The organism is Lachnospiraceae bacterium oral taxon 500, assembly GCA_002999035.1.
Lineage (GTDB): Bacteria > Bacillota > Clostridia > Lachnospirales > Vallitaleaceae > W11650.
This window is the reverse complement of the sequence record CP027241.1, coordinates 1-25,147: the sequence shown is the minus strand read 5'-3', so window position 1 is coordinate 25,147 and position 25,147 is coordinate 1. Positions and strand designations below refer to the sequence as shown.

The window sequence follows — 25,147 nt, the reverse complement described above, 5'->3', positions numbered from 1 at the left end:
AGATAAAACTATCGTCTTTTTTAGTGGAAATTTTAAAGAAGGGAGGGGGTGAAAGATGGACTTTGATTATTTCTATAATCGGGATACGGAGAGATTTAGCTTTTATATGTTACCCAAGGTTTTGGTAACCGAAGATTTATATAAAAATTTATCTTCCGATGCCAAAATACTCTATGCCTGTTTATTAGAGCGTTCAAGTCTGTCATTCAAAAATGATTGGATTGACGAGCAAGGTAGAGTTTACATCGTGTTTACCGTCGAAGAAATCATGAAGATGCTAAACAAGTCGAATAAAACAGCGGTAAAGATTCTAAATGAGCTTGATGCCAACACAAAGGGAATCGGACTGATTGAGAGAAAAAGACAGGGACTTGGAAAGCCGAACATCATTTATGTGAAAGACTTTATGAGTGTGTTTCGTTTCGAGTGTAAAAATTACACTTCAGAAGTGAAGAATTTACACTCCAGAAATGTAGAAATTACACTTCAAGAAGTGAAGAATCTACACAGTAGTAATACTAATATAAATAAACCTGATTATAGTAATACTGATTTTAGTAAGGGGCAAACCGGACTTGGCACATTTCAAAATGTATTTCTCACAGAAAAAGAAACAAAAGAACTAAAGGAGATATTAGGCTATCAATTTGACAACTACATTCAACGGTTGTCAGCGTATATCAAAAGTACCGGAAAGACATATAAAGACCATAAGGCAACAATCCTTTCATGGTTTTATAAGGATCAGGGAACTAAGAAAGCGGATAAGCCATCCAATATCCCGACATGGGCAGAATATGACAAAGGAGAGCATTTATGATGAGTGAGATGAAAAGAATAATGATTGAGGATACCGAGTATTCCTACGATCCGGAAAGAGAATATATCAAAGACGGACACGCCTATTGCAAGAACTGTCATGAAAGAAAAGATGGAAAAGCCTTAGAGATGCTTGGTAAAAAGAGAATCTACAAAGTTTCCTGCAAGTGCGACAGAGACAGAGAAGCCAAACAAAAGGCAAGAGAAAAGCAGATGGAGATTGAGCGATTAAAAAGAAGTTGTTTTGCCTCCCTTATTCAGTGGTCATATACCTTTGATAATTATCAAGGAGAGGAAAATCAGAGTCTTACCATTGCAAAAAACTTTGTAAAAGAGTATGAGGAGATGAAAAAGGAAAATATCGGACTGTTATTCTATGGTTCAGTCGGAAGCGGAAAAACATATCTTGCCTGCTCCATTGCCAATGCACTCATAGAGCAGTATCAGATAAGTGTAAAGATAAGAAACTTTGCTCAGATAATCAACAATCTTCAAAAAAGCGGATTTGATTTTGATAAAAATGAGTATATCGAATCGCTTGTAAATACTTCCGTTCTCATCTTAGATGATTTGGGAATAGAAAGAGATACCAGCTATGCCAAAGAACAGGTCTATAACATTGTCAATAACAGATACCTGAAACAAAAACCGACCATATTTACAACCAATCTTTCCTACGACACCATTTCAAACTGCACAGAAAGTGTGGAATATCAGCGTATTTACTCAAGGATTATTGAGATGTGTATTCCGGTGATGGTTGTCGGAGAAGATTACAGGAAGATGATTCAAAAAGAGAAGTTAAACCGAAATAAAGAACGATTACTAAACGGAGGTGATAGAAGTTGATTAACGAAGAAATTGCAAGAAAGACACTAAACCTTGAGATTAAAGCTGCCAAAGTAACCGGAAAACTTCTTTTAGCCCTATTGAAAAAACTGATGAAAGAAGCAAAAAAACTGGGAGGACTTGAAAAACTCGTTAAAGTAAACGGAAATGAAGTCAAGCTCAAAGATATGGCTAAAAAAGGGCAACTGGAAGAAATACCGGTAGAAGAAGCGGAACTGAAAGAACTGAAAAAAGAGCTGAATAAATACGGGGTTAAGTTTTCCGTCATGAAAGATAAAGAAACAGGAAAATACGCCGTATTTTTCCAAGCCAAAGATATGAAAATGATGGAGAAAGCCTTTAAAAATGCTCTTGCAAGATCAGAAAGAAAAACGGAACGGAAAGAATCCATTCGTAAAAATATCGAGAAGTTTAAAGAGATGGCAAAAAATACTGTTTCTAAGGATAAAGTTAAGAATAAACAAAAGGAGCAGAGCCTATGAGCAGCTTGATAACATTTGAAAATATGAAATTCGGGAAACTCACTGTAATTGAAAAAGACGGTGAGTTTTTCTTTATCGGAAATGAAATCGCAGAATTGCTTGGGTACAGCAATTATAGAAAAGCAGTTATGGTTCATGTAGATGAAGAAGATAAGCTGCGTTCCCAAATTGGGTACGCAGGTCAAATGAGGGAAGTAACCTTAATCAACGAGTCCGGTCTTTACTCTCTTATCCTATCTTCCAAGCTGCTACAGGCAAAAGAGTTTAAGCGTTGGGTTACAAAAGATGTGCTTCCGAGCATTCGCAAAAATGGCGGATATATAAGAAATCAAGAGAATTTATCGAAAGAAGAGATACTCGCCAATGCGGTGCTTCTTGCCAATAATCTCATTACTGAAAAAGAAAAAGTGATTGAAGATTTAGAGCCGAAAGCTAAGTATTTTGATGAATTGGTGAATAACCATCTGCTTACCAATTTCAGAAATACAGCAAAAGAGCTTCATATCCCGCAAAAAGTATTCATTCAATTCCTCATAGACAAGGAACTTATTTATCGGGATAAGAAAAATAGACTTCTACCCTATGCCAAGAACAACAAAGGATATTTTGAGGTAAAGGAATGGTGCAAAGAAGGGAGCGAAGCGGTCGGGATACAGACCTTTGTAACACCGAAAGGCAGGCACTACCTATTACTTTTGATTGGAGGTGAAAAGACTCGTGATAGATAAGATATTAAAAGACATGAAAGGCTTATTCAAAGTGCAGGATAAGGCAAGGTTTGTAAAACAAAACATTCCCTATCTTGCATTTTTCTATTTAGGCAACATCTTCTCTCATCATGTAAGAAGCTATACCGGTGGTGATGTGATAGACAAAATCTTTCAAGGAATATTAGAACTTAATACCATGAGCTTTATTCCAAGCGTACACCTTATGGATATACTGACAGGAATCGTTGTTGCTGCTATAATTAAATTCATTATCTATACCAAAGGTAAAAATGCCAAGAAGTTCAGGCAAGGAAAAGAGTATGGTTCAGCAAGATGGGTTGCATAATATTAACTGAACAGGAGTGATATATAGACACGAGAAAAGGAGGATAATGCCATGATAGAATACACAAACAAAATCACAGCACTATACTCCCGCCTTTCAGTTGGTGATGAAGATAGAGATGGTGGCGAGAGTAATAGTATTGTCAATCAAAAAGCATTTTTAGAAAGGTATGCAAGAGATAAAAAGCTGATAAACATTCGCCATTATATCGACGATGATGAAAGCGGTAGGTTCTTTGACCGTTCAGCTTATACACAGATGATAAGCGATGTAGAGCAAGGCAAAATCGGAATTGTCATCATGAAAGATATGACAAGATGGGGAAGAGATTATCTCCAAGTAGGAAATGCGATGGAGATATTTAGAAGAAACAATGTACGCTTTATCGCTATCAATAACGGAATAGACAGCATTGACCAAAACACATTGGAATTTGCTCCCTTTATCAACATCATGTCAGAGTGGTATGCAAGAGACATCAGCAAGAAAGTAAAGACAGGAATTAAGACCAAAGGAGCAAACGGAAAGCCTGTCGCAACAGAAGCTCCATACGGCTATATAAAAGACCCTGAGAACAAAGATTATTGGATCGTTGATAAAGAAGCTGCCGAAGTTGTAAAACTCATTTTCAGGCTATTTATGGAGGGGAAAAACAGAAATCAGATAGCCGTTTATCTGAAAGAAAAAGAAATACTAACCCCAACCTTTTATATGAAACGACAAGACAGAGGAACAGCCAAAAGCAAACCTCTCAATGAAGAAAACAGATACAACTGGAACAAAGCAACCATAACACGCATACTGAAAAGACAAGAGTATTGTGGCGATGTAGTCAACTTCAAGACCGAAAAGCATTACAGAGATAAGAGAAACCATTATGTAGATAAAAGCAAATGGCAAATAACAGAAAATGTGCATGAGCCGATTATAGATAGAATTACCTTTGAAAATGTAGAGCGTATGTTAAAAAACGCACCTGTAAAAAGACCAAACGGAGATGGAGAAATTCACGCACTTTCAGGACTGATGTATTGTAAAGATTGCGGAACAAAAATGCACATTCGCACCATACACAAAAACGGAAAAGTACAGCATGTAACCTATTGCAGTGAATATGCCAAAGGAAAAGCAAAGCACCCTAAATGCAACTCCCCACATCGCATTGATGTAGATGAAGTTATGGAAAATATTGCCGAAGTTTTACGAAACATAGCACAGTATTCTTTAGAAAATAAAGTAGAGTTTGAAAAAATTGTGAAAGATAGTCTGTATAAAGAGCAAACCGAAGAAGTCAAGAAGAACCAAAAGCGTATGCCACAAATCACAGACCGAATGGAACAGATAGAAAGAGTGATGAATAAGCTCTATGAAGATAATGCACTTGGAAATATGGATACGGAACGCTATGAACAGTTATCAAGAAAGTATGCAGAAGAATACTACACCTTAAAAGAAGAAAAAGAAGAAATCAAAGAACGCTTATCCGAATGTGAAAATGCAAGCCAAAGGACAAAAAATTTTATCAGACTTGCAGAAAGCTACTCAAACTTTGAAGAACTTACCCCTAACATTATCAATGAGTTTATCAGTAAAATCGTAGTCCACGAAAGAGATGTAAAAAGAGCAAAATATGTTGTTCAACGAATAGAGGTTTATTTTAACTATATCGGAAAATTTGAAAATGAACTGACAAAACAGATAGAGCCGACAGAACAAGAAATGCTACAAATGAGGGAAGAAATAGAAGAAGCAAAGAAAGAAAAATCAAGAGCCTATCATAGAGAATATTCAAAAGCATACAGAGCCAAAAATCTTGAAAAGTGTCGAGAGTATGAAAAATTAAAAGCAAGAGAATACAGAGCAAAAAAGAAGTTACTACAAGCAATAACCTAAAACTAAATACCAATCAATATGAAAAGAGGTTTCCTAATTACAGGAAATCTTTTTTTGTGCAAGTCGAAAGGAAGAACTAAATGGCAGAAAATGAGAAAACAGATATTAAAGAAATACAGGCAGAACAACAAGCACTCCACCCAAAGCCTGACGGTATTCTAACAAAAAAGATAAACGGAAAGACCTTTGTAACAGAGATATATTTTGACAAAAAGAGTAAGGAAACATTTCAAGATAAAATGTTCAAAGTTATACATTCAAAGGGTAAATAGTAGTGAGTAGAGAAATATGACAGTAGAAAAATATCGAAAAAAATGCTATAATATTAGTCAATATAGATAAACAAATTTGAAGTTGAAGAGGAGAAACTTTCCCATGAAGAAAGAAATCAAAACAATAGAGAAAGATGGATATAACGGCGTATACTGGCCGAATCCGAACGGCAGTAAATATTGCATGATTGCCATGCTTGGTGATGATACAAAAGACATGATGGCAAAGGGTGGCGTCAAATGGCTTCAAAAGAAAGGTCTGAACGTCCTCACAATGTCACCGGCCCCAAAAGATTACGGTCACCATAACTATCCACTCGAACGTTTTGAGAAGGCACTTGCATTTCTGAAGACGATGGGCAATGAAGAAATCGGTATTATGGGTGCCTCGACAACTGGTATGCTTGCGCTTGTCGCAGCGTCATACTTTTCGGAAATAACGCTTACGATAGCCATTTCTCCTTCTGATTTTGTGATGGAAGGTTTTTATCAGGATGGGAAAGACGGGGCTCACGAACGTCCGGGAGACGGAGAGTCATCTGTTTCATATCACGGTAAGCCGCTTCCTTATCTGCCCTATGCGTATCGCCATCCGGAATACTGGCAGAAAATATCTGAGGAAACCAAACGGCGTGGCGCGATGGTTGCCAGTCGCGATTTGTTCGATGAATCGGAGAAAAGGCATCCCGTGCAGGAAGCCGAGAAAATAAAGGTGGAGAATATAAAGGGTCGCATTCTGCTGATTGGTGCGGAGGATGATGTACTTTGGGATACCTGTAAATACATTCGTAGAATGGAAAACAGGCTGAAAGAAAGGGACGCGGATAACAGTGTAGTTCTCATGACCTATGAACATGGAACGCATTTTATTTTTCCGCAGACCATGTTAACAGGCATTCTTCCTGTGGGTTCCGGGCTGTTTATCAGCATGGCTTTTAAGGAGGCAAAGCAGTATCCTAAAGAGTGTAAGCAGACGAGGATTGAAGTTGATGAGCGCTTATCGGAGGAACTAAAGCAGTGGATAAATTCGGCTCGATAAATCCCAGTTTGTAGAACTAACAACTTAATAAAAATTACCACAGGAACAGTAAATGTAATCTGACACACATAATAGAAAAAAAGTCTTTCATCCGAAAAAAACCGTAAAAAAAAGAAAAACCCCGAAAAAAGGCTAAAAATCAACGAAATTCAAATGTGAAAAAACGAAAAACAACCGAAAAACCCAAAAGGAGCTGTCAGAAAAAAATCGGACAAGCTCCTTTTAAAATTCTCAAAAAATCGTAGCATTAAAATTTCATTCAAAAATCATCCTAAAAACGTTCAAACACCATTAAAATAAACGTTTTTAAGAAAAAATAAAACCATTCAAATCTTAAAAAACCGTTTAAATCTATCCAAATTCCCAAGAATTCTCACGGAAATTCCCCGAAAGTAGGATAAGAAAATAAAAAACTGTTCAAAACCCATTCAAATAAGGATTTTACAACTTTAACAAGTTTATTAAAAGCCAAAATTTACTGCGGACACTGCGGACATTTTTTAAGTAACTGCGGACATCGTGGCCGTCAGGTTATTTTAGCGGGTTTTCCGGTATTATGTTCAGTATATGAACGATTAAAAAATTAACAAAAAATAGTCATAAATGGCCTTTTAAAAAGTATAGGCGGAATACTTTTTTTCTTCTGTTTTCGCTTCATTCATTTCAGCAACTTTATACTCTAACATTCCTTCTAATTTATATTTTTCCCTGTCAGGCAACTGAGAGATTAGTTTTAAAATATTGGCTTCAAACTCGGACAATTCAATGAGATTATCTGAAGATGAATTATCAGAACTAAATAACCAATCTAACGAAACATTGAATTTATCCTTAAGTGCTTGTAAAGTTTCAAAAGATGGTTTATGGTTTCCCTTCTCGATTTCACTTATTCTACCTTGAGAGATTCCTAATTCTTTGGCAAATTCCGATTGTGTCAGATTGGCATTTAAACGAATAGACTTGATTTTTTCTTGTAGTTGCATAAGTACCTCCCAAAATATTCACAAACAAATAAAATAGTATTGACATTATTCATAAACAGATATATAATAATATCAGATTAAAGATTTAACTAACAAATGATTTAAAAAAAGTATATCACAAGCAGTAGGAAAGGGGCAAGAACAATGAAGAAAAAAACTATATACGGTATCAAAATAAAAAAGCGATTAACGGAATTAGGAATGACACAAGTGGAGCTTTCGGGGCGGTTAGGAATTGCTCCGGCATATTTAACCTATATTATTACGGGAGAGCGGGGCGGTTGGAAATACCGCCAAAGAATCAATGAAATTTTATGGCCAGCCAAAGAACTGGAATCCGTAATCTAAGAGGCCGATATGAAAGAAATCATTCAGGAATTGAAAGAAATCAAAGAGATTTTAGCCGGTATTCAGGCGCTGCTCTTATCCGCCAAAGAAGCACCAGCAAAAGAAACGGTTAGAGCTAAGCAAACCAATCAGGAAAAGCCGGAAACCGTTAGCGAAGTTTTTTGTGGGTACACGGACGATGCCGCACTGCAAAAGTGCCTGCTGGAGTTTATGGAGTTTCGCAAGAAAATCAAAGCGGCCTTAACCGTTCGGGCGGCTCGGCTTTTTCTCGGAAGATTAGAAGAACTGGCTAAGAGTAAGGAAGAAAAGATACGGATTATCAATCAAAGTATTATGAACGGCTGGAAAAGTGTGTATCCTTTATCTGATAAAACACCGGGAAAAGCCGGAGGAATAAAGCAGACCAGCTTTAACAGCTATTCTCAGCGGACAGAGGATTACGATGCTATCGAAAGAAGAGCCTTGCAAAGAAGAGTTGAGGGGAAGGAGGAAGAAAGGTGCTGACCGTAAAGGAAGTAGCAGAATTAATGGATTGCTCCGTAAGGACAGTAAGAAGAAAAATTGCAGAACATAGTCTTATAGCCTTGGAGCAGAAAAATAAAAAAAATGGGCAAACCGAATATCTCATAAGACTGGAAGATCTGCCGGAGAGCGTGCAAAGAAAATATTTAAAACAAGAAGAATTATTTTTACCGGAAGCAAAGGATTCTGCTCATTACGGCAAGGGGTTAAAGGAAGAAAAAAAGAGTTTTTCGGATTTTAATGAAAGGGAGCGAGAAGAAATCCGGGAATGGATTGAAATCTTAAAGCAATGGCAGACCGAACGGGCACTATATCACAACAAGACCGAAGCAGATAAAAATATTATTGCGACCATTAATGCGGAACTCTTTCGTAGAGGGAGTAACCTTACGGTCAGCAGCAGCGTATTATACCGGAAGTTTTTCTTTTACCGCAACGGTGATTATGAAGGGCTACTGGATAAGCGTGGCGGTTGGAACAAAGGAAATTCTTCGATGCCGGCTGAAGTTTGGGATGCGTTTTTGTTTTACTATCTCGATGAAAGACAACCGGCACTGGCGAAGGTCTACAAGGACACACTTCAATGGACAAAAGAGTTTTATCCGCATTTTTTGGAAGTTATGCCCAGCGAGCGTACCTTTCGCCGGAAGTTAGAAAAAGAAGTGCCGTTAGCAGTCCAGACTTATTTGCGCCAAGGTGCGAAAGCGCTGGATGACGAGTGCCTGCCATATATTGAAAGAGCCTATGACGAATTGCAGGTCAATGATGTCTGGGTAACCGATAACCACACGCTGGATATTATCAGTGCTTATGATAATGGAAAAAAAGACAAGCATCGCATGTATTTAACGGCCTTTTGGGATGCGAAGTCCGGGATTTTAACCGGTTGGAATATTACCAATGATCCCAGCATTAACTCCACGCTTTTTGCCCTGCGGCATGGGATTAAGCGCTGTGGTGTGCCGAAAGTAATCTACGCCGACAACGGTAGCGAGTTTATGAGTTATGACTTTGGCGGTCGGGGAAAGCGAAGCCAAAAACCGGAGAATGAAATCGAATACGCTCTTACCATTCTTGGCCGGATGGGGATAGAGATTCGGACGGCAAAGGTCAAAAATGCTAGAGCAAAGCCGGTCGAGCGCTTTTTCTTAAGCTTTAAGGAACATATCAGTAAGCTGTTTAGCACTTACACCGGCGGCAACATTACCGAGCGATCGGAGAGCCTGAAAAGCCAAATCAAAAAGGGGAATATTCCAACGGATTCCAAACTTCGGGACGACTTGGCGCTTTTAATCGAAAAAGAAAACTGCGAGCCTTATGGCGGCGCAGAAAAGCGGAAATATCAAGGCATGACCAAAATAGAGGTATTTAATGAGGGGTTAAAACACATAAAACAAGTCTTAATGACAGAGGATGACCTTGACCTTTTTCTGCTGCGCGGGAAAAAGCAGAAAGTTGGAAGAAAAGGGGTATATCTGGAAATTGCAAAAGAAAAAATCTATTTTATGGCAGCAGATACATGGCTGCACTTTGGCAGAGAAGTTCTTGTCCGGTATGATCCGACGGATTTATCCAGCGTTCGCATTTACGACATGGAAGACAGATATATGGCGACATGGGAAGTGGAACGAACGTTGCTCTTAAACTTCCTTGAAAGCGACACGGATAGACTGGCCGAAGCAAACGAAAAGTTAGCAAGTGTTAGAAAATCAGTGAAACAGTATGCCAAAGATATGTTTGCGAATATGCGGCCGGATACCAAGATTGATATTTTGGATCTGCAAATCCGAAAAGCGCATAGGCTCACAGAAGGAACGCTGATTGAGCAGAGCAGTCTGGTAGAAGTCAGAAGATACGAAGAAAAGAAGCTACATCAAGCAACCGGCACCGACAATGCGGTTGTCATTGACATTGACCGAATGAACCGGAATGGAGAAAGGAGAAAAAGAGGATGACCGAATTAGAAAGAAAGCAGCAAGCAGAACCCATAAAGGGGTATAAGGTTTTTAATCCCGATTGGACTTGTATGGGAAAACAGTATACTTGTCCAGGCAAGTTTGAAGAAAACATAGTCCTTTCGATGTGTGGGGCAGGCATGCATTTTTGCAAAAAAGCAGGGCACTGCTTTAACTATTATGATTTTGACCCAGCTAATCACGTAGCGGAAGTTATCAGCTATGGCGATGTGATAGAAGTTGGTGATAAATGCTGTACGAATAAATTGGAAATCGTTAGGGAGATTCCGTGGGCGGAACTTCTTGCAATCGTAAATACCGGAAAAGGAAATACCGGTAAGGGAAATAGCGGCGACTATAACAGTGGAGATAATAATAGCGGCCACTGCAACAGTGGAGACGAAAACGCTGGCAACTACAACAGCAGAAGTGGTAACAGCGGCGACTACAACAGTGGCTACTGTAACAGTGGACACTTTAACGATGGAGATTTTAACAGTGGAGATTTTAACAGCGGAAGTTATAACAGCGGGCACTTTAACAGTGGTGATTACAACAGCGGTGACTGGAATGAGTGTGACTTCTCCAGCGGCTGTTTTAATACCGAGGAACAGAAAATATATTTCTTTAATCAGCCGTCGGACTGGACGTATAGGGACTGGGTATGCAGCGAAGCACGCAAGATTCTAAGCGATATGCCGAAAGTTCTTGAGTATGTACAACTAAGCGATATGACCGACGAAGAAAGAAAGAAGCACCCAGAAGCAGAAACGACGGGCGGATATTTAAGAGAAATGGATAATACGGAAACGGTTAATGAGTGGTGGAAAAAATTAAAGGAAGAGAACAAAGAAATGATTATGTCAATGCCAAACTTTGATCGCCGAATTTTTAAGCAAATTACAGGAATTGATGTTGATGCAGTTTAAAGAAGGGAGCTATCATGGAAAAAGAACAAAAAGAACATCTATTAAAAAAGTTTGATAATCTGGTTCAAAAAGTAGGAAGCCAAGCCAAAGCATGTAAACTGGTCGGAATCTCGCCCAGCATTATGACACCACTAAGGAAAGGAGAATACAGCGGAGCGGAAGATAAGCAGTATGAGATTCTGGAAAATTACTTTCAAATCAAGGAAGAAGCCAAAGCCGGACGGCAGGTGGAAACCTATGTGCCGACATCCATTTCCGAAAGCGTTTATGCCTATATTCGGAATGCTCAGATTAAAGGCGGGCTCTTAGCTATTTCGGGGGCAGCCGGAATCGGAAAGACCAGAGCTATCCGTAAATATGCAGCGGAAAGCCAAGGCACTTGCCTTTGGATTACCGCTAATCCTTGTTTAAATACCGTTAAACCAATATTAAAAAAGCTTTGTAAGGAGCTCAACATTGCCAATGTACGAACCAATGACGATATGTACATGGCAATTTTGGAAAAGCTTCGGGACGGCATGGTACTCGTATTTGACGAAGCACAGCATTTGTCTTTAAAGGTGATTGAAACGCTTCGAGGGTTTTCGGACTATTTCCTTGATAGAAACATGACCTTAGGAATCGTGTTCGTGGGCAATAGTACAACGATAACAAGGTTCGGCGGCAGGCAAGATGCGGTGTTTGAACAAATTGCCAACCGAACCATTCAAAAGCCGGTTTTCCAAACTTCAGATATTCGCAAGAAAGACATTCAAATGCTTTACCCGGAGCTGACGGATGAAAAATCAATTGATTTTATGTTGAAAATTGCGCAGTCAAGGGAAGCAATCCGGGGAGCGAATAACCTGTTTTCAAATGCCTATGATAATGAAAATATTACTTATGAGGGGCTGGTTAGTATGGCAAAGCACATGCATATGATGATTTAAACTTACCGGAAAGGAGAAAAAATGAAACGATTTTTACTTGCGACAGCGCTTGGGATAGCATTGACCGTAGTTTGTATGCAGGCGGAGCTTTCCCGGCGAGGCTACTTTGCTCTTGGCGGCGAGATATTTCTTCTGCCGGCTGTGTACCTATCGGTTTATGCCGTCCCGGCGTTTGCTCGGAGCATGGGAGAACTTTTACAGGAAATCAAGGAGGAAAGCGATGAAATTAAACCGGAAGAAGTATCAGGAAATCAAAAAAATGGATCATGCTCAGATGGATCGATATTGGGAGAGCGTGCGGGCTGAGGGGGAAAGAAAGGCAAGAGCCGCTTATCAGGAAGCGTTAGAGGGTGTACCGGGAATCGGAAGAGCCCGGCGTGAGGGAGTCATTCAAAAAGCAGAGCAGATTTTAAAAGGAGAAGAAAATGATTAATGAAAAGAAAATCAGTAAAACCGGAAGCATCACCATTCCCAGCCACCTGCGGCGGGAGTTGGGGCTTATCGCAGGCGAAAAGGTAAAAATTGAGAAGGACGAAGCAGGAAATTTTTTCATTCAGCGAATTGAAGGAAGTTGTATTTTTTGCGGGGCAAATGAAGAATTAAAAAAAGTAAAAGGTAAATTCATCTGCAAAGACTGCATAGAGGCGGTTTTGGCAAAAAAAGAGGACGAAAATGGGGCTAAAAATTAATATTAGTGTCAGCTTGATGGCGGATGCATCGCAATTTGTGCTTGACTTTGCAAGGGCTGGAGAGTTAAAAGAAGAACACAAGGAAAGGTTTGAAAAAATCATTTCAGAACTGCTGAAAATTTTCGGAAATGAAAAGGGAATTATAAAAGAATGCACCGATATTGCAGAAATATTTTCTAAAGAAGAGAATATGAGAGAGCTTGGGGTAGCATATAATCTTTGGGAAATAGGTAAAGAGGCGAAACAAAGTTCACAAAAAAGCATAATCAGGATAATGCTGGTTTTACATTTCTATATGGAGTTAATGAAAGGAAAAGAGGAGAAAAAATAAATGGAAAACATCAGAGAGTTAGTCGATCAAGCGGTGAAATTAGATGCACAAATTAAAGCGAAAACAGCGGAACTGAATGAGGTCAAGGCAACGCTTCAAGCGGAAGGCCTTCGGGAACTGGAAAATAAAAACATCCGCTTCCTGCAATTTTTTGGCAGTTCTGGCACTTGTGAAGTAGGATATAAACAAAAGATGGAAGTTGATAACTTTGGCAGGCTTGTTGAAGTGCTTGGCGACATCGTAAAAGAGAAGGCAAGCAAAAAAGAAGAGATCAAATATGACTTTGACAAAAAGTTTAAAGAGGCCCTTATGCTGTTATATCTTGGCGATTACAAGGAACACGACCTGGAGCGAATCTTGCTTATCAATTTAGACATCACAGAGGAAAAGCAAAGAAAAAGACTGCTAAAAAAGCTGAAAGGCGAATATGCAGCGGATAAAAAGCTGCTGGCGAGTGGCGGAGTGGTTGAAGTAGCAGAGGAAGAATTGGATGCAATTAGAGAGCAGAAAAATTTTGAATTAGTCACAAGATTTTTTGATTTGAAATCAGTAGATATGGAAGCGTTGAAGAAATGTATTTTTGTTGAGGACAGCTTATCACTGGGACTGACTTATGAAAAGTAGGGAATAATCATGGGAGCAATCACAAAAGAACAAATCAGCAAGCTCTATGCCCTTGCAGCCAGAGCAGGGCTTCTTGAGTCGGGAAATAAGGAAGATAATTTTCATCAAATCGTTTCCGGGCTTACCGGGAAAGATTCTGTAAAAAAACTGACAGAGGCCGAATATAAAAAAGTCCGGGGGCGGCTTTTGCAGGAGGTGGAAAATAAGAATGCATCTGGTCGGATGAGCAGCGGGCAGATAAAAAAGGCGTGGAGTTTGATGTATCAGATTATGGAGCATTCCCCAAGCGAGGAAGGGAAAACAGCTGGCGAGAGGATGTGCGGGGCAATGAAAAAGATTTTAAGCATGGATGCTGATGTAAAAAATCCGTTTTCGTGGGTATCCGCAGAGCAAGGGAACAAGTTAATTGAAATGTTAAAGCGATATTTGCAGGCGGCAAAGAAGAAACAAATACTGGAAACAAAATAAGAGGGAGGAGCTTGGCGTGCTGGATGAGCTGAAGATGGAAGATATTGCCGATGAGCAGCAAAAAGCCTTGGCAGAGCTGATTGGCATTGAAAACTACAAAAAGCTTGTAGAAGTCTACGGCGGCAGCAGCATATACGTCTACAAGCGAGATAGTTTTTTACGAACGTTAAGGGATAAAAAAATCAGAGAGGAATTTCGAGGCGATTATAAAGTGTTGGCGCAAAAATACAATTTAACGGAAGTAGCAATCCGAAAAATCGTAGATGAAAAGAACAGTCCCCTTCAAGGACAGATTGCCTTTGATTTTTAAACTCAATTTCTAAAGCGCTTTATTAGCGCAGTTTAGAGGAAAGCGTTATACTGATTGCAATGAGTATAACGCTTTTAAAATTCTAGGAGAAAGGAAAAAAGAAATGTTTGACGAAGCCACCATGCAGATCATTAAAGCAATTGCCGTTATGATCCCGGCTGTTGCCGCCATTGTTGGCGCGGTCGTCTCCTGGGTTTTTAACCGGACGATGAACCGCTTTGACGAAATGGAAAAACGGGTCAGCCAGCTGGAAAAGAACTGCAATGAGGAAGATATTAAAAATCTTCTCTTAAAAACTGAAAAACTGCAGGAAGAACTCAATGAGGTGCGCGTCAACTATATTCATAAACAAGATTTTATCCGGGAGATGGCTAAGATTGATAATAAAGTAGAAAAAATCTTGGATATCATCACGGAAATGGAAAGGAGAAGATGATGGACTTTGAGCAGGAAATCAGGCGTAAGCTGGAAGCGGAAAGCTTTGCCCGCAATAATGGCCGAATTATCCGAGTAGTCAATATCCTGGCGGGAGAATGGGTGGAACTGGAAGTGGTTCGGACAGCACTGGAGAATGACATGGCAGGATATGACTTTGACAAAAGCATGATTTTTTTAATCAAAAGCGGATATTTAGAATTAAGAAAGAAGCGAAGCAGAGAAAAGGCGAGCTGGGAAGATCGGCGCAGACAAGACTTAGAAGTTGCGCTTAGCGGTCAGGGAATGAAGCTGGCGGCGTATCGCATTACCGATGAAGCCGTAGAGGTGTAGTTATGGCAGGAAATCGAAAGCACTCCATTATAGATGGGCTTCCTGTGGACTTAAAAGAAGCGGTGGAGATGATGATTCGCAATGATTTTACCTATAAAGAAATCGTTGACTTCATAAGGCAAAGTGGATTTGATATTTCAATCGCCTCCGTCTGGCGGCATGCAAAAGGATTAAAGGCAAGCCTGCAATCCCTTCGTTTGGCACAAGAAAACTTTCGGGCAATTGCAGAGGAAATGGACAGATACCCTGATCTTGATACCACCGAGGGAATGGTGAGACTGCTTTCTCATTTGATGATGGAAAGGGTTCAGACATTAACCGCCGAGGAGCTGATGATTGTTTCGCCGGATAAGCTGCTGACTCAGATTAATAATCTTGTTCGGACGGCTGCCTATAAGAAAAATCTTGACCTGAAGAATCAAGACATTTTAGAAGCTGGGTATGAAAAGGTCAATAAAACGTTCTTTGATGCTCTTGCAAAAGAACGACCGGATTTATACGCACAGGTCAGCGACTTCTTAAATGAGAAAAAACAGGAGGAGAAGAAATGATTTATGTCCTTCAGGTTTTAACCGGAAAAGAAGAAGAGGTTTGGCGGGAACTAAAAAAGCGCAGTTATAAAGGATATGTGCCCAGGCAGGAAATCCCGCAGCGCCGGGGCGGTGCGGTTACCTTTAAAAAAGTCATTTATTTTCCGGGGTATGTGTTCTTGTCCTTAAAGGAACTAACGGATACCGACTACTACGCAATGCGAAAAGTCCCCTATGTGCTGCATTTTTTGCCGAGAGAAAAGCCAGAACCGATATCGAAAGAAGAAGCTGCCTATATTCGGCTGCTTAGTCGGCCGCAGGATGTTACGGCAAGGAAAGAGGCGGACGGCACTTGGCAGATAAATATTGAGGAACTGGCGCCTTATGTCGATAAGGTGCTACACCGGTCAGGGACAGTACGGCTGAGGCTGCCGTTTCAAGGGGAGACGGTTACTGCCCTTCTGCCCTGCCAGATCATAAAAAGCATCTAAGAAACCATCTTCGTTGATTCGCTCCGAAGAAAATGCCTTAGGGATCAAAAAAGAAAAGCCGGAAATGGGTCTCTCCTTTCCGGTCAAAACCATGCAAAAAAATGGTTCAAGATAGGATATCAAAAAATGCGTTCAAAAGCGTTCAAAATGCGTTCAAATTTTTTTCAAATGCCTTGCAGGTAGAACAGACCGCATAGAGCATTTTTTTGAAAGAAACGCAAATTAGGCGGGGTGAATTTTTGGGAAGGAGGAAAAGATGAAAAACAAAGTAAGAGAAAAGTCTGTTAAAAGGCTTTTAAAAGACTTTTTGGAGCATGAAGTAGATGAAGTCTGCCAAGATGAAAAAGAATATGACATACTTCAGAGAAAGCTACTCGAAGAATATCTTGCAAAAGATAATAGTCCAGAAAGAATAAAACTTTATGCCGAGTACATTGCTGGAAAGCCTATTTTCGGCTCAGACGGGATTCGAAAAAAGTTAGCTGCTATTGATCTCTCTTACTTTGGAAGAGCATACTTTCCGCACTTTTTCAGCAGAAAATCACCGAAGTTTCATGAGGAATTAGATGATATCTGGGAAAATGGAGTTTTAAAAAATATAAATCCAATCAGAAACGCAAAAGAAGTTAATAAAAAGCAAGGCGTTAAAAGAGTGGTGGCGGCACCTCGTGGTCATGCCAAATCGACCAATCTGACCTTTAAAGATGTGCTTCATGCGGTTTTATATGCCTATAAGCATTTTATAGTCATTATTTCAGATACTTACGACCAAAGCAAAGGCTTTCTGGAAGCGATTAAGGAAGAAATCGAAGAAAATGAAGCGATTCTTACGGACTTTGGAAGTCTTTCTGGAAAAATCTGGCGGGAAGATGTGATTGTAACAAAATCAAAAATTAAGGTGCAAGCCAAGGGCGCAGCACAAAAAATGCGTGGTTTAAAGCATAAACAGTGGCGGCCGGACTTGATTGTATTAGATGATACCGAAAACGATGAACTGGTAAGAACGGCAGAGCAAAGAAAGAAACTGAAAGACTGGTACTATAAGGCAGTTAGTAAAGCTGGAGATAGTTATACAGACTTTATTTTCATTGGCACGATGCTCCATTATGATAGCTTACTGGCGGATGTGCTAAAAAATGCAGCCTATCAGAGCATGAAATATCAAGCAGTGGAAAGTTTTTCGGCTTCTCCGCTTTGGGATACATGGGAAACGATATACACAAATCTGTCGGATAAGGACAGAGAACGGAAAGCAAACGAATTCTTTGAAAAGAATAAATCAGAAATGCTGGCAGGCACAAAGGTTCTTTGGGAAGAAAAGCTTCCCTACGTGGAACTAATGAAAATCAAAGTTTCCGAAGGTGAGGCGGCATTTTTTTCAGAGCTGCAAAATGAACCGATCAATCCAGAAGATTGTTTATTCAATGAAGAATGGTTTGAGTACTTTAATCCGCTTGATTTCGACTTTCGAGAGGCAAAGTATTGGTTTTATGCTTTTGTTGATCCGTCACTGGGGAAAACAAAAAAAAGCGACTACAGTGCAATTGTTACTTTGGTGCTGGACACGGAAACTGGCTATATGTATGTCTTAGATGCAGATATCGAAAGAAGACATCCAGATAAAATTATTATGGACACGCTTAATAAAGCGGTCTGGATTTGGAAAGAGTTCGGCAAGAAGTATAAAGATTTTGGTGCAGAAACCAACCAATTCCAGTGGTTCTTAAAAGAAGCGCTGGCAAAGGAAAGCGCAAGATGTGGAATCTATTTGCCAATTACAGAGGTGCAGCAATCATCGGATAAAACCATGCGTGTGCAAACTTTGCAGCCAGATATTAAAAACAAATATATTAAGTTCCAAGCAAAGCAAAAGCTACTACTGGAGCAGTTAAAATATTTCCCGATGGCGGCACACGATGATGGGCCAGATGCATTAGAAGGCGTAAGGACACTGGCAACCAAACGCAAAAGAAAGAACCGACTGCTTGACATTCGTAAATTTGGCTTATTTTAAAGAAAGGAGGCTATATGTATCGCACCGAAGAAGAAATCAGTGAAAAATTGATTATAAAGATGATTAACCGCTATGAAAGAGACTACGGCAAGCGCTTTTTAAAGCTGCAACAGTATTATGAAAATGACACTGCGATTTTAAGCAGAGCCTCCATCTCAGATGGAAAAATTAATAATAAATTGGCAAATGCCTATTCTGGCTATATTACGGATATGGCAACGGGTTATTTTATTGGAAAGCCGGTAACTTATTCCGCAACAAACAATGACTTTATGAAAGAAATACAGGATTTGCTGGATTATACGGATGAGCAAGAGCATAATCTGGAAGTTGCCAAACAGACATCGATTAAAGGGCGCTGCTTTGAAATCGTGTATTTAGATGCCAAAGACTTTGATAAAAACAAGCGCCCAAGGCTTAGAGTTGCAAAAGTACAAGCAGAACAGATGCTATGTGTGTATGACTATGCCTTATCACCGGAAATCCGTTTTGCGATTCGTTGGTATGATTATGAAACAGGCGAAAAGAAAATCCGAAAGATAGAAGTCTACACAGCATCAGAAATACGATATTATACTAAAAATGGCAGTTCTCTATTACTGGAAGATACCGTACAACATTTCTTTGGAATGGTTCCGGTAATTGAATTTTGGAATAACGAAGAAAAACAAGGAGATTTTGAGAAAGTCATCACTTTGATTGATGCGTATGACAAAGCCGGATCAGATAGTATGAATAATTTAGAGTACTTTGCCAATTGTTATATGTATCTCATCGGGATGGACGAAACCGACGAATCAGACATTGAGAAAATGCGAAAGTTAAGGGTTTTACTTCTAAAAGAAAAAGGAGAAGCCGGATTTTTGCAAAAACAAAGTAATTTTGAGGAAACGAAGTATATTTCGGAGCGATTGGACAATGATATTCATAAGTTTTCCATGGTTCCGAATTTATCCGATGAAAATTTTGCAGGGAATTCATCGGGAATTGCTATGCTGTATAAACTCTTAGGACTGGAACAGCTTGCGGTTAAGAAAGAAAGAAAATTTAAAAAAAGCTTGCAAAGGCGGCTGGAAATCATTTGCCGGTATCTAAACTTTCTGGGAAACAACTATGACTGGCGGGATATTGATATTAAGTTTCAACGAAATCTCCCGGTCAATGACAAAGAAAATGTAGAAATTGTTACAATGCTACAAAACATTGTTTCCAAGCAGACAGCCCTTTCACACTTAAAAATCATTGACAATGTGCAGACGGAGCTGGAAAAAATCGAAGAAGAAAAAGCAGCGTATGTTGATCTGGATGGAGTTTCTTATGAATCTACCGAATGAGTTTAAACGCTTAGCGATGGAGTTTGAAAAAGCAGTACAAGGGCAGCAAAAGGAGCTGATTGTCAGATATAGAAAAGCATTAGAAGAAGCAAGAAATCTGTTGCGAAAACAATTTGACCGCTACGAAAAGGACGGAAAGCTAAGCGACAAGTCCTTTCCGCACAGTGCCAAGCGGAAAATGCTGTCAGCTATGGATAAGCTGCTTTCTAAGCTGTATGAGAATAATAAGCAGCAAACCGAGGATTTTCTTATGCAAGTGGGAATGAAAGCGGAGAAGAATACCTTTCATATTGTTTTTCAGGCGGCAAACAGCAATAAAAAAGCCGTTCCATTTCAGATTAAGCTTTTAGGCGATGACGGTAAGACTTTAAATGCCATTCAAAAGCCATTAAATATTAATGAAATTGTGAACGAAAAAATGAAAGGCTTTCACTGGGCAGAGAGGTTGGGAAAGCATCGGAATGATATCATTCACTCGGTGAATAAGACTTTGTCGGATGGACTGGCAAAAGGCAAGACGTATAAGGAATTAAGCGATAGCTTAAAAAATGAGCTGGGCACTGATGTGGGAAAGCCGATGACAATTATCCGAACCGAGGGAGCAAGGGTATATGCAAACACACAGCAAAAAACCCTAGATAAGTTTGATAAAGCGGGACTTGCTATGGTAAAGACTTGGCGAACAGTCAAGGATGAGAGAGTTCGAGGGATGAAAGCAATCGACAAAGTGAGCCATATCAAGATGGAAGGACAGACGGTCGGGTATAAAGAAGACTTTACTTTGCCGGAGGGGAGAAAAGCAAAAGCTCCGCACCTGACCGGATATGCCGAACATGATATCAATTGTCGGTGCTTTCAGGCGATAGATTTGGAGGAGGAAAGAAAAGGACTTAGTTCGGGAAAGTACGAAGCCGACAATTCCGGTCAAGACGGCATTATCACCAAGATAGAGGATATTGACTATAACGATAGAGAGCAGATTGATAAGCTGTTTTCGGATTTTGCCAAAGAAAGTAAGGACTGGGATATTGAAAAGGCTATTGTTATAGCGGAGAATAACAAAGCCTATTATATCGACGGTATTTCGGCAAATGTCAATATCACTACAATCGGAGTGGATAACTTAAAAAATGCAATTGTAATTCACAACCATCCACCGGGGAGTGGGGTTGGAGATTGCTTTAGTGAACAGGACATTCAAGGACTATATCAGTATCAATTAAAAGAAATGCAATTGACTTGCGACCTTGGACGGTTTAAAATGAGCTATAAAGATCAATTATCAGGTTCAGAAGTTCTTGAAGCTTATCAGGAAGCTACGTTTGCCTATGGAGATAAAGCGAGAAATAAAGAAATACCAGAAAAATTATCCGATTATAGGCAATATCATATTATGAACGAATTAAAGGAAAGTATAGGTATTACTTTTGAGGAGGTGAAGGAATGACATATAAAGAAGAGTCGGATGAGCTAATAAAATGGTATGCGGAGGAAAACAGGAAAATTAGTGAAAAAATGAGAGAGCATCCTGTACCGGGTTTAGATCATCCACTTGAGGTGGAGGTTAAAGCACTGCATCAGGTTTGGTTAAAGAAGTTAAAGGAATTGCAGAAAAATACGGAATCGAATAAAATAACAATAAGGAGCTTACAAGAGTAGGCTTCTTTTATATTGCATAAAAATGACCAGGAAAGGAAGAAAGTAATGGATCAGGAAAATCAAAACACAGAGGTAACGACCGAGGAAACGAAGGAAACCAAAGACACCAATGAAACAAAAGCAACCGGTGCAGAAAACAAGCAGCTGGCTCAGGAAGAAAAAAACACCGCCAAAACTTTTACGGAAAAAGAAGTTGAGGAAATGAAAGCAGCTTGGGAAAATGAAAAGGTAGAAAATGAGCGGCTTTCCAAACTTTCCAAAGAAGAAAGAGCCGCCGAGGAGCAAAAGAAGAAAGCAGCTGAGCTGGAAGAAAGAGAAAAAGTATTGCTGCAAAAAGAAAGAGCAGCAGATGTTAAGGATGAGCTGCTTAAGAATCATATTCCATCGGCCTTTGCCGGATATTTTACAAATCTTTCCGAAACCAAAGAAGAAATGACCGCTAATATTAAGGAGTTTGGGAAAGCATTCCGTGAAGCTGTGCAAGAGGAAGTCAATAAGAGAATTCAAGGCATAACCATGAAAACCGGGGATACCGGTTCTGAAAAAGCAAGTGCCGGCAAGGGATATGCGGAAAAGAGAAATGAAGTAGCTAGACCCGCAAACAATCCGTGGGCATAAGAAAGGGGAATGATTATGAAAGTAGAACAAACAACAATTTTACGGGAAACTGTTAATTTTTTAAAAAGTGAAAAGTTTATTTCCGCATCGGGGGCTGTACCGCAAAGCAAAGGAGTAGCCTTTGAGGGGCGAAAGATTGTTAAGGCAGGTACCATCTTGCCAAGCAATGATGCACAGGCAAAGGGAATTTTACTGGAAGATGTAGATGTAACTGCTGGAGATGGATTTGGAGCATTTTTAATTTCCGGCATTGTCTTAGCAGGCCGCTTGCCGGAAGTGCCGCAAGAAACTGCGAAAACCGCATTAAAAGAAATTAAGTTCATGTAAGGAGAGGAGAAGAATATGGGATTATTTAAGTTTGAAGAAGTGTTTTCAGCCGCAGTACTATTGGATTATTTAAAAGAAAGGAAGTTCCCGGAGTTTTTGGGATTAACTCTCTTTCCGGAGAAAAAAATTGAAGAAATTGACCTTGAATATATCAAAGGCGGTAGCCACTTGCCGGTTTCAGCTTCGGTGCATGCCTTTAATTCAGAAAGTGAAATTGCTTCCAGAGATGCCCTCGAGGCGGTCAAAGAACGGCTTGCGCTGGTCAAAAGAAAAATCCGAATGGATGAGGAGCTTTTAATTAAGCTGCAAACGCCTCGAACCAATAAGGAGTTTGAAAAAGCCAAGGAACAGGTTTTTAATGATGTCGATACCATGGTGCTGGCAGTCTTAACCAGAGCAGAAGCAATGCGGATGGAAGTGTTGACTACCGGAAAATTGGCAGTGAATGAAAATGGCGTGAATGTAACACTTGACTATGGTGTACCAAGCGATGCGCTGAAAACCAATGCCGGAAACTCCGCCTGGACACATGCCGACTCTGATCCGCTAAAAGATATTTACGACTGGACAGACAGTGTAATCGCCAGAACCGGTGTGATTCCGACCCGTGCCTTAACGAGTAGTTCGGTACTTTCCTTGCTGCTTCGGCATGATAAGGTGGCGGAAGAATATTTTCGGGAATACCAATAAGCTGGTAACCAAGGCAGAATTAAATGCATTTTTAGAGCAGCAAGGGCTTCCAAAGTTTGCTTCCTATGATGCGAAAGTACCGCAAAGAGCAGGCGAATGGAACTTATCAGACATTACGATTTTTTGAACGCCAATAAAGTAGTGCTGATGCCGGACGGCTTCCTTGGCGAAACGGTGTACGGCTTAACGGCGGAAGAAATTTGAGCTTGCCGGAAACGGGGCGTTGATACCGAGCAAGTCGGAAATGTGCTGGCAATGATCTATCGGACGGCTGACCCGGTGGCGAGATGGACAAAGGCAGTGGCAACGGTGCTGCCGAGTTTCCCGGAAGCGGAAAACATCTTGATTGGCAAAGGTGAAATAAGGCTTTAAAATTCTGTAAAAAAACTGTTATAGTAGTAAAGTATATATAATAGTTTTTTTACAGGGAGGTTTTTATGAAGCAAGTAAATACGGAAAGGAAAAAAAGAAAAGAGAAAATGGTTGCGATTTGTGTGTGGGGGCATTTTTGCTGTGATTGTAATTAATACATTATATCAGAAATTAACAGGAAAACTGGATATGAAAACTCCGCCAAGAGTACGAAGCCATTCTGACAGCAAACTTTATTTCCAAAAATGAAATCAAAGATGTCAAGACGGATGTAGATAACAAAACGCTTACTCTGCATTTGGCGACAACAGGTGATGAGCCGAACGAAAAAGCAGAGCTTGCAGATGAAGTGCGAGCCAAAGAAATCGCAAATAAGCTGGCAAATGAATTCTTAGCCAAGCGAGAAGATTTAGATAAAGTCGAGTTATTTTTTCGGAGGGCGTAGGAAACGTTTCGCTGAATAGAAAAAAACTAAATAAGGACTTTGTCAAAATAATTTTGTGATTGAAGTAAGAGAGGCGGAGGATTACAAAAAAACTGGAAAAAGCCTATTCAGATGAAAGAATTAAGGAAGTAACGGTTGATAAAGAAAACAGGAAAATCCAAGTAAATCTTGCAGAGCCGGACGGAGATATTAAGGTAGAAAAGGCAAAAGCGATGATTTCTCAGCTATCAGAACATTATTTACTTAAAAGGTCAGAGCTAAAAGGATTTTACTTTTTGATAGATAATGTTGGAGATATTGAGCTGAAAGCAGAAGAAGCGTCAGAGGTGGATAAAAGCGATCCGAACTATGAGGTAATGAAAGAAAATGGTCTGCTTGGGAAAATATTTCAAGATGGAACTATTGGATAAAAAATTTATGGAGCATTGAGCTAATCTTTTTAGTAGGTTTTCAGCAGGGAATGAAATTGTCAAATCTGCTTTCTTCTCTGCTAATCTGGCAAAAACAGCCTTGGAGATGAAAATCATCTAAAAGACAAAATCATCACAAAAAAAGCGAGTTAATCAAAAAAGGGATTTACTGAATAAAATCAGTAAGCCCTTTTTTGATTGGGAAAAAAATGATTTAAGAAAGGAGCGGCAATGAAAGCAAAAGTAATCAGAGGAAGCGTACAGTATGATGGAACGATCTACAGCGAAAGGCATGGAACTTACGATTCGACCGGAAGATTTTTCTGGACTGGCAGAAGTTGTGGAGGCTTTAGAAGGGAAGCAGAATCAGGAACGGAAAAAGAACCTGCGACAGAGGGAGCAAACCTGGAGGAAGTAACAAATTATAAAGAAATGAAAAAAGAAGAACTGCTTGAGTTAGCCAAAGAAAAAGGCTTAAATGTTTCGGCAGGAGCAAAAAGAGATGAAGTGATTGCTTTATTAGAAGAGGCAGCTGCTCATGAGTAAACTAACCGAGGATGAGCTGAAGAGGTATTGGTTAGACTTTGCCAGCCGGTACTGCAATCGGGCATTTACGGAAGAAAGCATGCCTTATGTCATCCGGCTTTTCCTTGATAGGAAAGTAAAATCCTATCGGAAAATCCGAATGTCAAAGCGGAAAGCCTAGCGGATTTAAGTAAGACCTATGCGGAGAATGAACTGTCGGGCGAAGAAAGGGAACTGCTTAATGCTGTCCGCAGGCTTCGGGTGCCAAGATGAAAACGAAAATCAAGATAACGGACAAATCAAGAGTACCGGAAACTGCTAAAAGAATTAAAAGCCTTAAAAGCCAGAAAGCTGGAGATTGGCATTTTAGCTGAAAGCGGCGAAAAAATGCTGATGATTGCCAATGTCAATGAGTTTGGCTGCGAGATAGTCGTAACAGATAAAATGCGAAAGTTTTTTGCGGCAG

The 25,147-nt window shown here is 39.8% G+C and carries 32 protein-coding genes and 1 pseudogene; 32 read left to right on the top strand and 1 reads right to left on the bottom strand.

Going from position 1 to position 25,147, the window contains the following annotated elements:
• Nucleotides 1-55 precede the first annotated feature (55 nt).
• The 8 genes from C3V36_00165 to C3V36_00130 all read left to right on the top strand — a co-directional run bounded on the left by C3V36_00165 (nucleotide 56) and on the right by C3V36_00130 (nucleotide 6,410).
• Nucleotides 56-820 (top strand): replication initiation protein, encoded by a 765-nt coding sequence (locus C3V36_00165; protein ID AVM67814.1) that lies wholly within the window; start codon nucleotides 56-58, stop codon nucleotides 818-820.
• The gene (locus tag C3V36_00160) at nucleotides 817-1,668 is read left to right on the top strand and encodes a nucleoside triphosphate hydrolase (GenBank protein ID AVM67813.1); all 852 of its coding nucleotides are present in this window, start codon (nucleotides 817-819) and stop codon (nucleotides 1,666-1,668) included. Before C3V36_00165 ends, C3V36_00160 begins: the two co-directional genes overlap by 4 nt.
• The gene (locus tag C3V36_00155; GenBank protein ID AVM67812.1) at nucleotides 1,665-2,150 is read left to right on the top strand and encodes a PcfB family protein; all 486 of its coding nucleotides are present in this window, start codon (nucleotides 1,665-1,667) and stop codon (nucleotides 2,148-2,150) included. The genes C3V36_00160 and C3V36_00155 overlap by 4 nt, the downstream gene beginning before the upstream one ends.
• Nucleotides 2,147-2,878: a phage antirepressor Ant gene (locus C3V36_00150; protein ID AVM67811.1), complete on the top strand. Its 732-nt coding sequence runs from the start codon at nucleotides 2,147-2,149 to the stop codon at nucleotides 2,876-2,878. Before C3V36_00155 ends, C3V36_00150 begins: the two co-directional genes overlap by 4 nt.
• Entirely contained in the window at nucleotides 2,868-3,206 is a 339-nt protein-coding gene (locus C3V36_00145) for a conjugal transfer protein (GenBank protein AVM67810.1), read from the top strand. The genes C3V36_00150 and C3V36_00145 overlap by 11 nt, the downstream gene beginning before the upstream one ends.
• A 51-nt stretch (nucleotides 3,207-3,257) precedes the next feature.
• On the top strand, nucleotides 3,258-5,099 hold the full coding sequence (locus C3V36_00140) for a recombinase (GenBank protein AVM67809.1): 1,842 nt from the start codon (nucleotides 3,258-3,260) through the stop codon (nucleotides 5,097-5,099).
• A gap of 80 nt (nucleotides 5,100-5,179) precedes the next feature.
• A complete protein-coding gene (locus tag C3V36_00135) occupies nucleotides 5,180-5,371 on the top strand; it encodes a hypothetical protein (protein AVM67808.1) in 192 nt (63 codons plus the stop codon).
• 103 nt (nucleotides 5,372-5,474) lie between these two features.
• Entirely contained in the window at nucleotides 5,475-6,410 is a 936-nt protein-coding gene (locus tag C3V36_00130) for an acyl-CoA thioester hydrolase (GenBank protein AVM67807.1), read from the top strand.
• A 611-nt stretch (nucleotides 6,411-7,021) separates the two neighbouring features.
• Here C3V36_00130 and C3V36_00125 read toward each other — a convergent pair.
• On the bottom strand, nucleotides 7,022-7,393 hold the full coding sequence (locus C3V36_00125) for an XRE family transcriptional regulator (GenBank protein ID AVM67806.1): 372 nt from the start codon (nucleotides 7,391-7,393) through the stop codon (nucleotides 7,022-7,024).
• Between the two features lie 144 nt (nucleotides 7,394-7,537).
• On the opposite strand from C3V36_00125, the gene C3V36_00120 reads away from it, so the two are divergent.
• The 24 genes and pseudogenes from C3V36_00120 to C3V36_00005 all read left to right on the top strand — a co-directional run bounded on the left by C3V36_00120 (nucleotide 7,538) and on the right by C3V36_00005 (nucleotide 24,702).
• The gene (locus C3V36_00120; GenBank protein AVM67805.1) at nucleotides 7,538-7,741 is read left to right on the top strand and encodes a transcriptional regulator; all 204 of its coding nucleotides are present in this window, start codon (nucleotides 7,538-7,540) and stop codon (nucleotides 7,739-7,741) included.
• 9 nt (nucleotides 7,742-7,750) lie between these two features.
• Nucleotides 7,751-8,245, top strand: a complete 495-nt coding sequence (locus C3V36_00115) for a hypothetical protein (GenBank protein ID AVM67804.1) — start codon at nucleotides 7,751-7,753, stop codon at nucleotides 8,243-8,245.
• Nucleotides 8,246-8,268: 23 nt separating this feature from the next.
• Nucleotides 8,269-10,218, top strand: coding sequence for an integrase (locus tag C3V36_00110; GenBank protein AVM70378.1), 1,950 nt, complete (start codon nucleotides 8,269-8,271; stop codon nucleotides 10,216-10,218).
• Complete coding sequence (locus C3V36_00105; protein ID AVM67803.1) at nucleotides 10,215-11,147, top strand: hypothetical protein; 933 nt, start codon at nucleotides 10,215-10,217, stop codon at nucleotides 11,145-11,147. Before C3V36_00110 ends, C3V36_00105 begins: the two co-directional genes overlap by 4 nt.
• Nucleotides 11,148-11,161: 14 nt before the next feature.
• Nucleotides 11,162-12,076 carry an AAA family ATPase gene (locus tag C3V36_00100; GenBank protein ID AVM67802.1) on the top strand — a complete coding sequence of 305 codons (915 nt, stop codon included), beginning with the start codon at nucleotides 11,162-11,164 and terminating at the stop codon, nucleotides 12,074-12,076.
• 220 nt (nucleotides 12,077-12,296) lie between these two features.
• A complete protein-coding gene (locus C3V36_00095; protein ID AVM67801.1) occupies nucleotides 12,297-12,509 on the top strand; it encodes a hypothetical protein in 213 nt (70 codons plus the stop codon).
• The gene (locus C3V36_00090; GenBank protein ID AVM67800.1) at nucleotides 12,502-12,765 is read left to right on the top strand and encodes an AbrB family transcriptional regulator; all 264 of its coding nucleotides are present in this window, start codon (nucleotides 12,502-12,504) and stop codon (nucleotides 12,763-12,765) included. Before C3V36_00095 ends, C3V36_00090 begins: the two co-directional genes overlap by 8 nt.
• Complete coding sequence (locus C3V36_00085; protein ID AVM67799.1) at nucleotides 12,749-13,096, top strand: hypothetical protein; 348 nt, start codon at nucleotides 12,749-12,751, stop codon at nucleotides 13,094-13,096. Before C3V36_00090 ends, C3V36_00085 begins: the two co-directional genes overlap by 17 nt.
• Nucleotides 13,097-13,720, top strand: a complete 624-nt coding sequence (locus C3V36_00080; protein AVM67798.1) for a hypothetical protein — start codon at nucleotides 13,097-13,099, stop codon at nucleotides 13,718-13,720. It abuts the gene before it with no gap.
• A gap of 9 nt (nucleotides 13,721-13,729) precedes the next feature.
• Entirely contained in the window at nucleotides 13,730-14,188 is a 459-nt protein-coding gene (locus C3V36_00075; GenBank protein ID AVM67797.1) for a hypothetical protein, read from the top strand.
• A gap of 34 nt (nucleotides 14,189-14,222) precedes the next feature.
• Nucleotides 14,223-14,498, top strand: a complete 276-nt coding sequence (locus C3V36_00070; GenBank protein AVM70377.1) for a DNA-binding protein — start codon at nucleotides 14,223-14,225, stop codon at nucleotides 14,496-14,498.
• A 103-nt stretch (nucleotides 14,499-14,601) separates the two neighbouring features.
• The gene (locus C3V36_00065; protein AVM67796.1) at nucleotides 14,602-14,934 is read left to right on the top strand and encodes a hypothetical protein; all 333 of its coding nucleotides are present in this window, start codon (nucleotides 14,602-14,604) and stop codon (nucleotides 14,932-14,934) included.
• Nucleotides 14,934-15,266 carry a hypothetical protein gene (locus C3V36_00060; protein ID AVM67795.1) on the top strand — a complete coding sequence of 111 codons (333 nt, stop codon included), beginning with the start codon at nucleotides 14,934-14,936 and terminating at the stop codon, nucleotides 15,264-15,266. The genes C3V36_00065 and C3V36_00060 overlap by 1 nt, the downstream gene beginning before the upstream one ends.
• A gap of 2 nt (nucleotides 15,267-15,268) precedes the next feature.
• On the top strand, nucleotides 15,269-15,817 hold the full coding sequence (locus C3V36_00055) for a hypothetical protein (GenBank protein ID AVM67794.1): 549 nt from the start codon (nucleotides 15,269-15,271) through the stop codon (nucleotides 15,815-15,817).
• Nucleotides 15,814-16,287: a hypothetical protein gene (locus tag C3V36_00050; protein AVM67793.1), complete on the top strand. Its 474-nt coding sequence runs from the start codon at nucleotides 15,814-15,816 to the stop codon at nucleotides 16,285-16,287. The genes C3V36_00055 and C3V36_00050 overlap by 4 nt, the downstream gene beginning before the upstream one ends.
• Before the next feature lie 256 nt (nucleotides 16,288-16,543).
• The gene (locus C3V36_00045) at nucleotides 16,544-18,301 is read left to right on the top strand and encodes a hypothetical protein (protein AVM67792.1); all 1,758 of its coding nucleotides are present in this window, start codon (nucleotides 16,544-16,546) and stop codon (nucleotides 18,299-18,301) included.
• A gap of 14 nt (nucleotides 18,302-18,315) precedes the next feature.
• The gene (locus tag C3V36_00040) at nucleotides 18,316-19,635 is read left to right on the top strand and encodes a phage portal protein (protein ID AVM67791.1); all 1,320 of its coding nucleotides are present in this window, start codon (nucleotides 18,316-18,318) and stop codon (nucleotides 19,633-19,635) included.
• A complete protein-coding gene (locus C3V36_00035; GenBank protein AVM67790.1) occupies nucleotides 19,550-21,082 on the top strand; it encodes a hypothetical protein in 1,533 nt (510 codons plus the stop codon). The genes C3V36_00040 and C3V36_00035 overlap by 86 nt, the downstream gene beginning before the upstream one ends.
• Nucleotides 21,079-21,294, top strand: a complete 216-nt coding sequence (locus C3V36_00030) for a hypothetical protein (protein AVM67789.1) — start codon at nucleotides 21,079-21,081, stop codon at nucleotides 21,292-21,294. Before C3V36_00035 ends, C3V36_00030 begins: the two co-directional genes overlap by 4 nt.
• 45 nt (nucleotides 21,295-21,339) lie before the next feature.
• A complete protein-coding gene (locus C3V36_00025; GenBank protein ID AVM67788.1) occupies nucleotides 21,340-21,912 on the top strand; it encodes a hypothetical protein in 573 nt (190 codons plus the stop codon).
• A gap of 15 nt (nucleotides 21,913-21,927) precedes the next feature.
• A complete protein-coding gene (locus C3V36_00020; protein AVM67787.1) occupies nucleotides 21,928-22,239 on the top strand; it encodes a hypothetical protein in 312 nt (103 codons plus the stop codon).
• A gap of 15 nt (nucleotides 22,240-22,254) precedes the next feature.
• A pseudogene (locus C3V36_00015) lies at nucleotides 22,255-23,301 on the top strand (capsid protein).
• Between the two features lie 657 nt (nucleotides 23,302-23,958).
• Nucleotides 23,959-24,156, top strand: a complete 198-nt coding sequence (locus C3V36_00010) for a hypothetical protein (protein ID AVM67786.1) — start codon at nucleotides 23,959-23,961, stop codon at nucleotides 24,154-24,156.
• 231 nt (nucleotides 24,157-24,387) lie between these two features.
• Nucleotides 24,388-24,702 (top strand): hypothetical protein, encoded by a 315-nt coding sequence (locus C3V36_00005; GenBank protein ID AVM67785.1) that lies wholly within the window; start codon nucleotides 24,388-24,390, stop codon nucleotides 24,700-24,702.
• Nucleotides 24,703-25,147 lie beyond the last annotated feature (445 nt).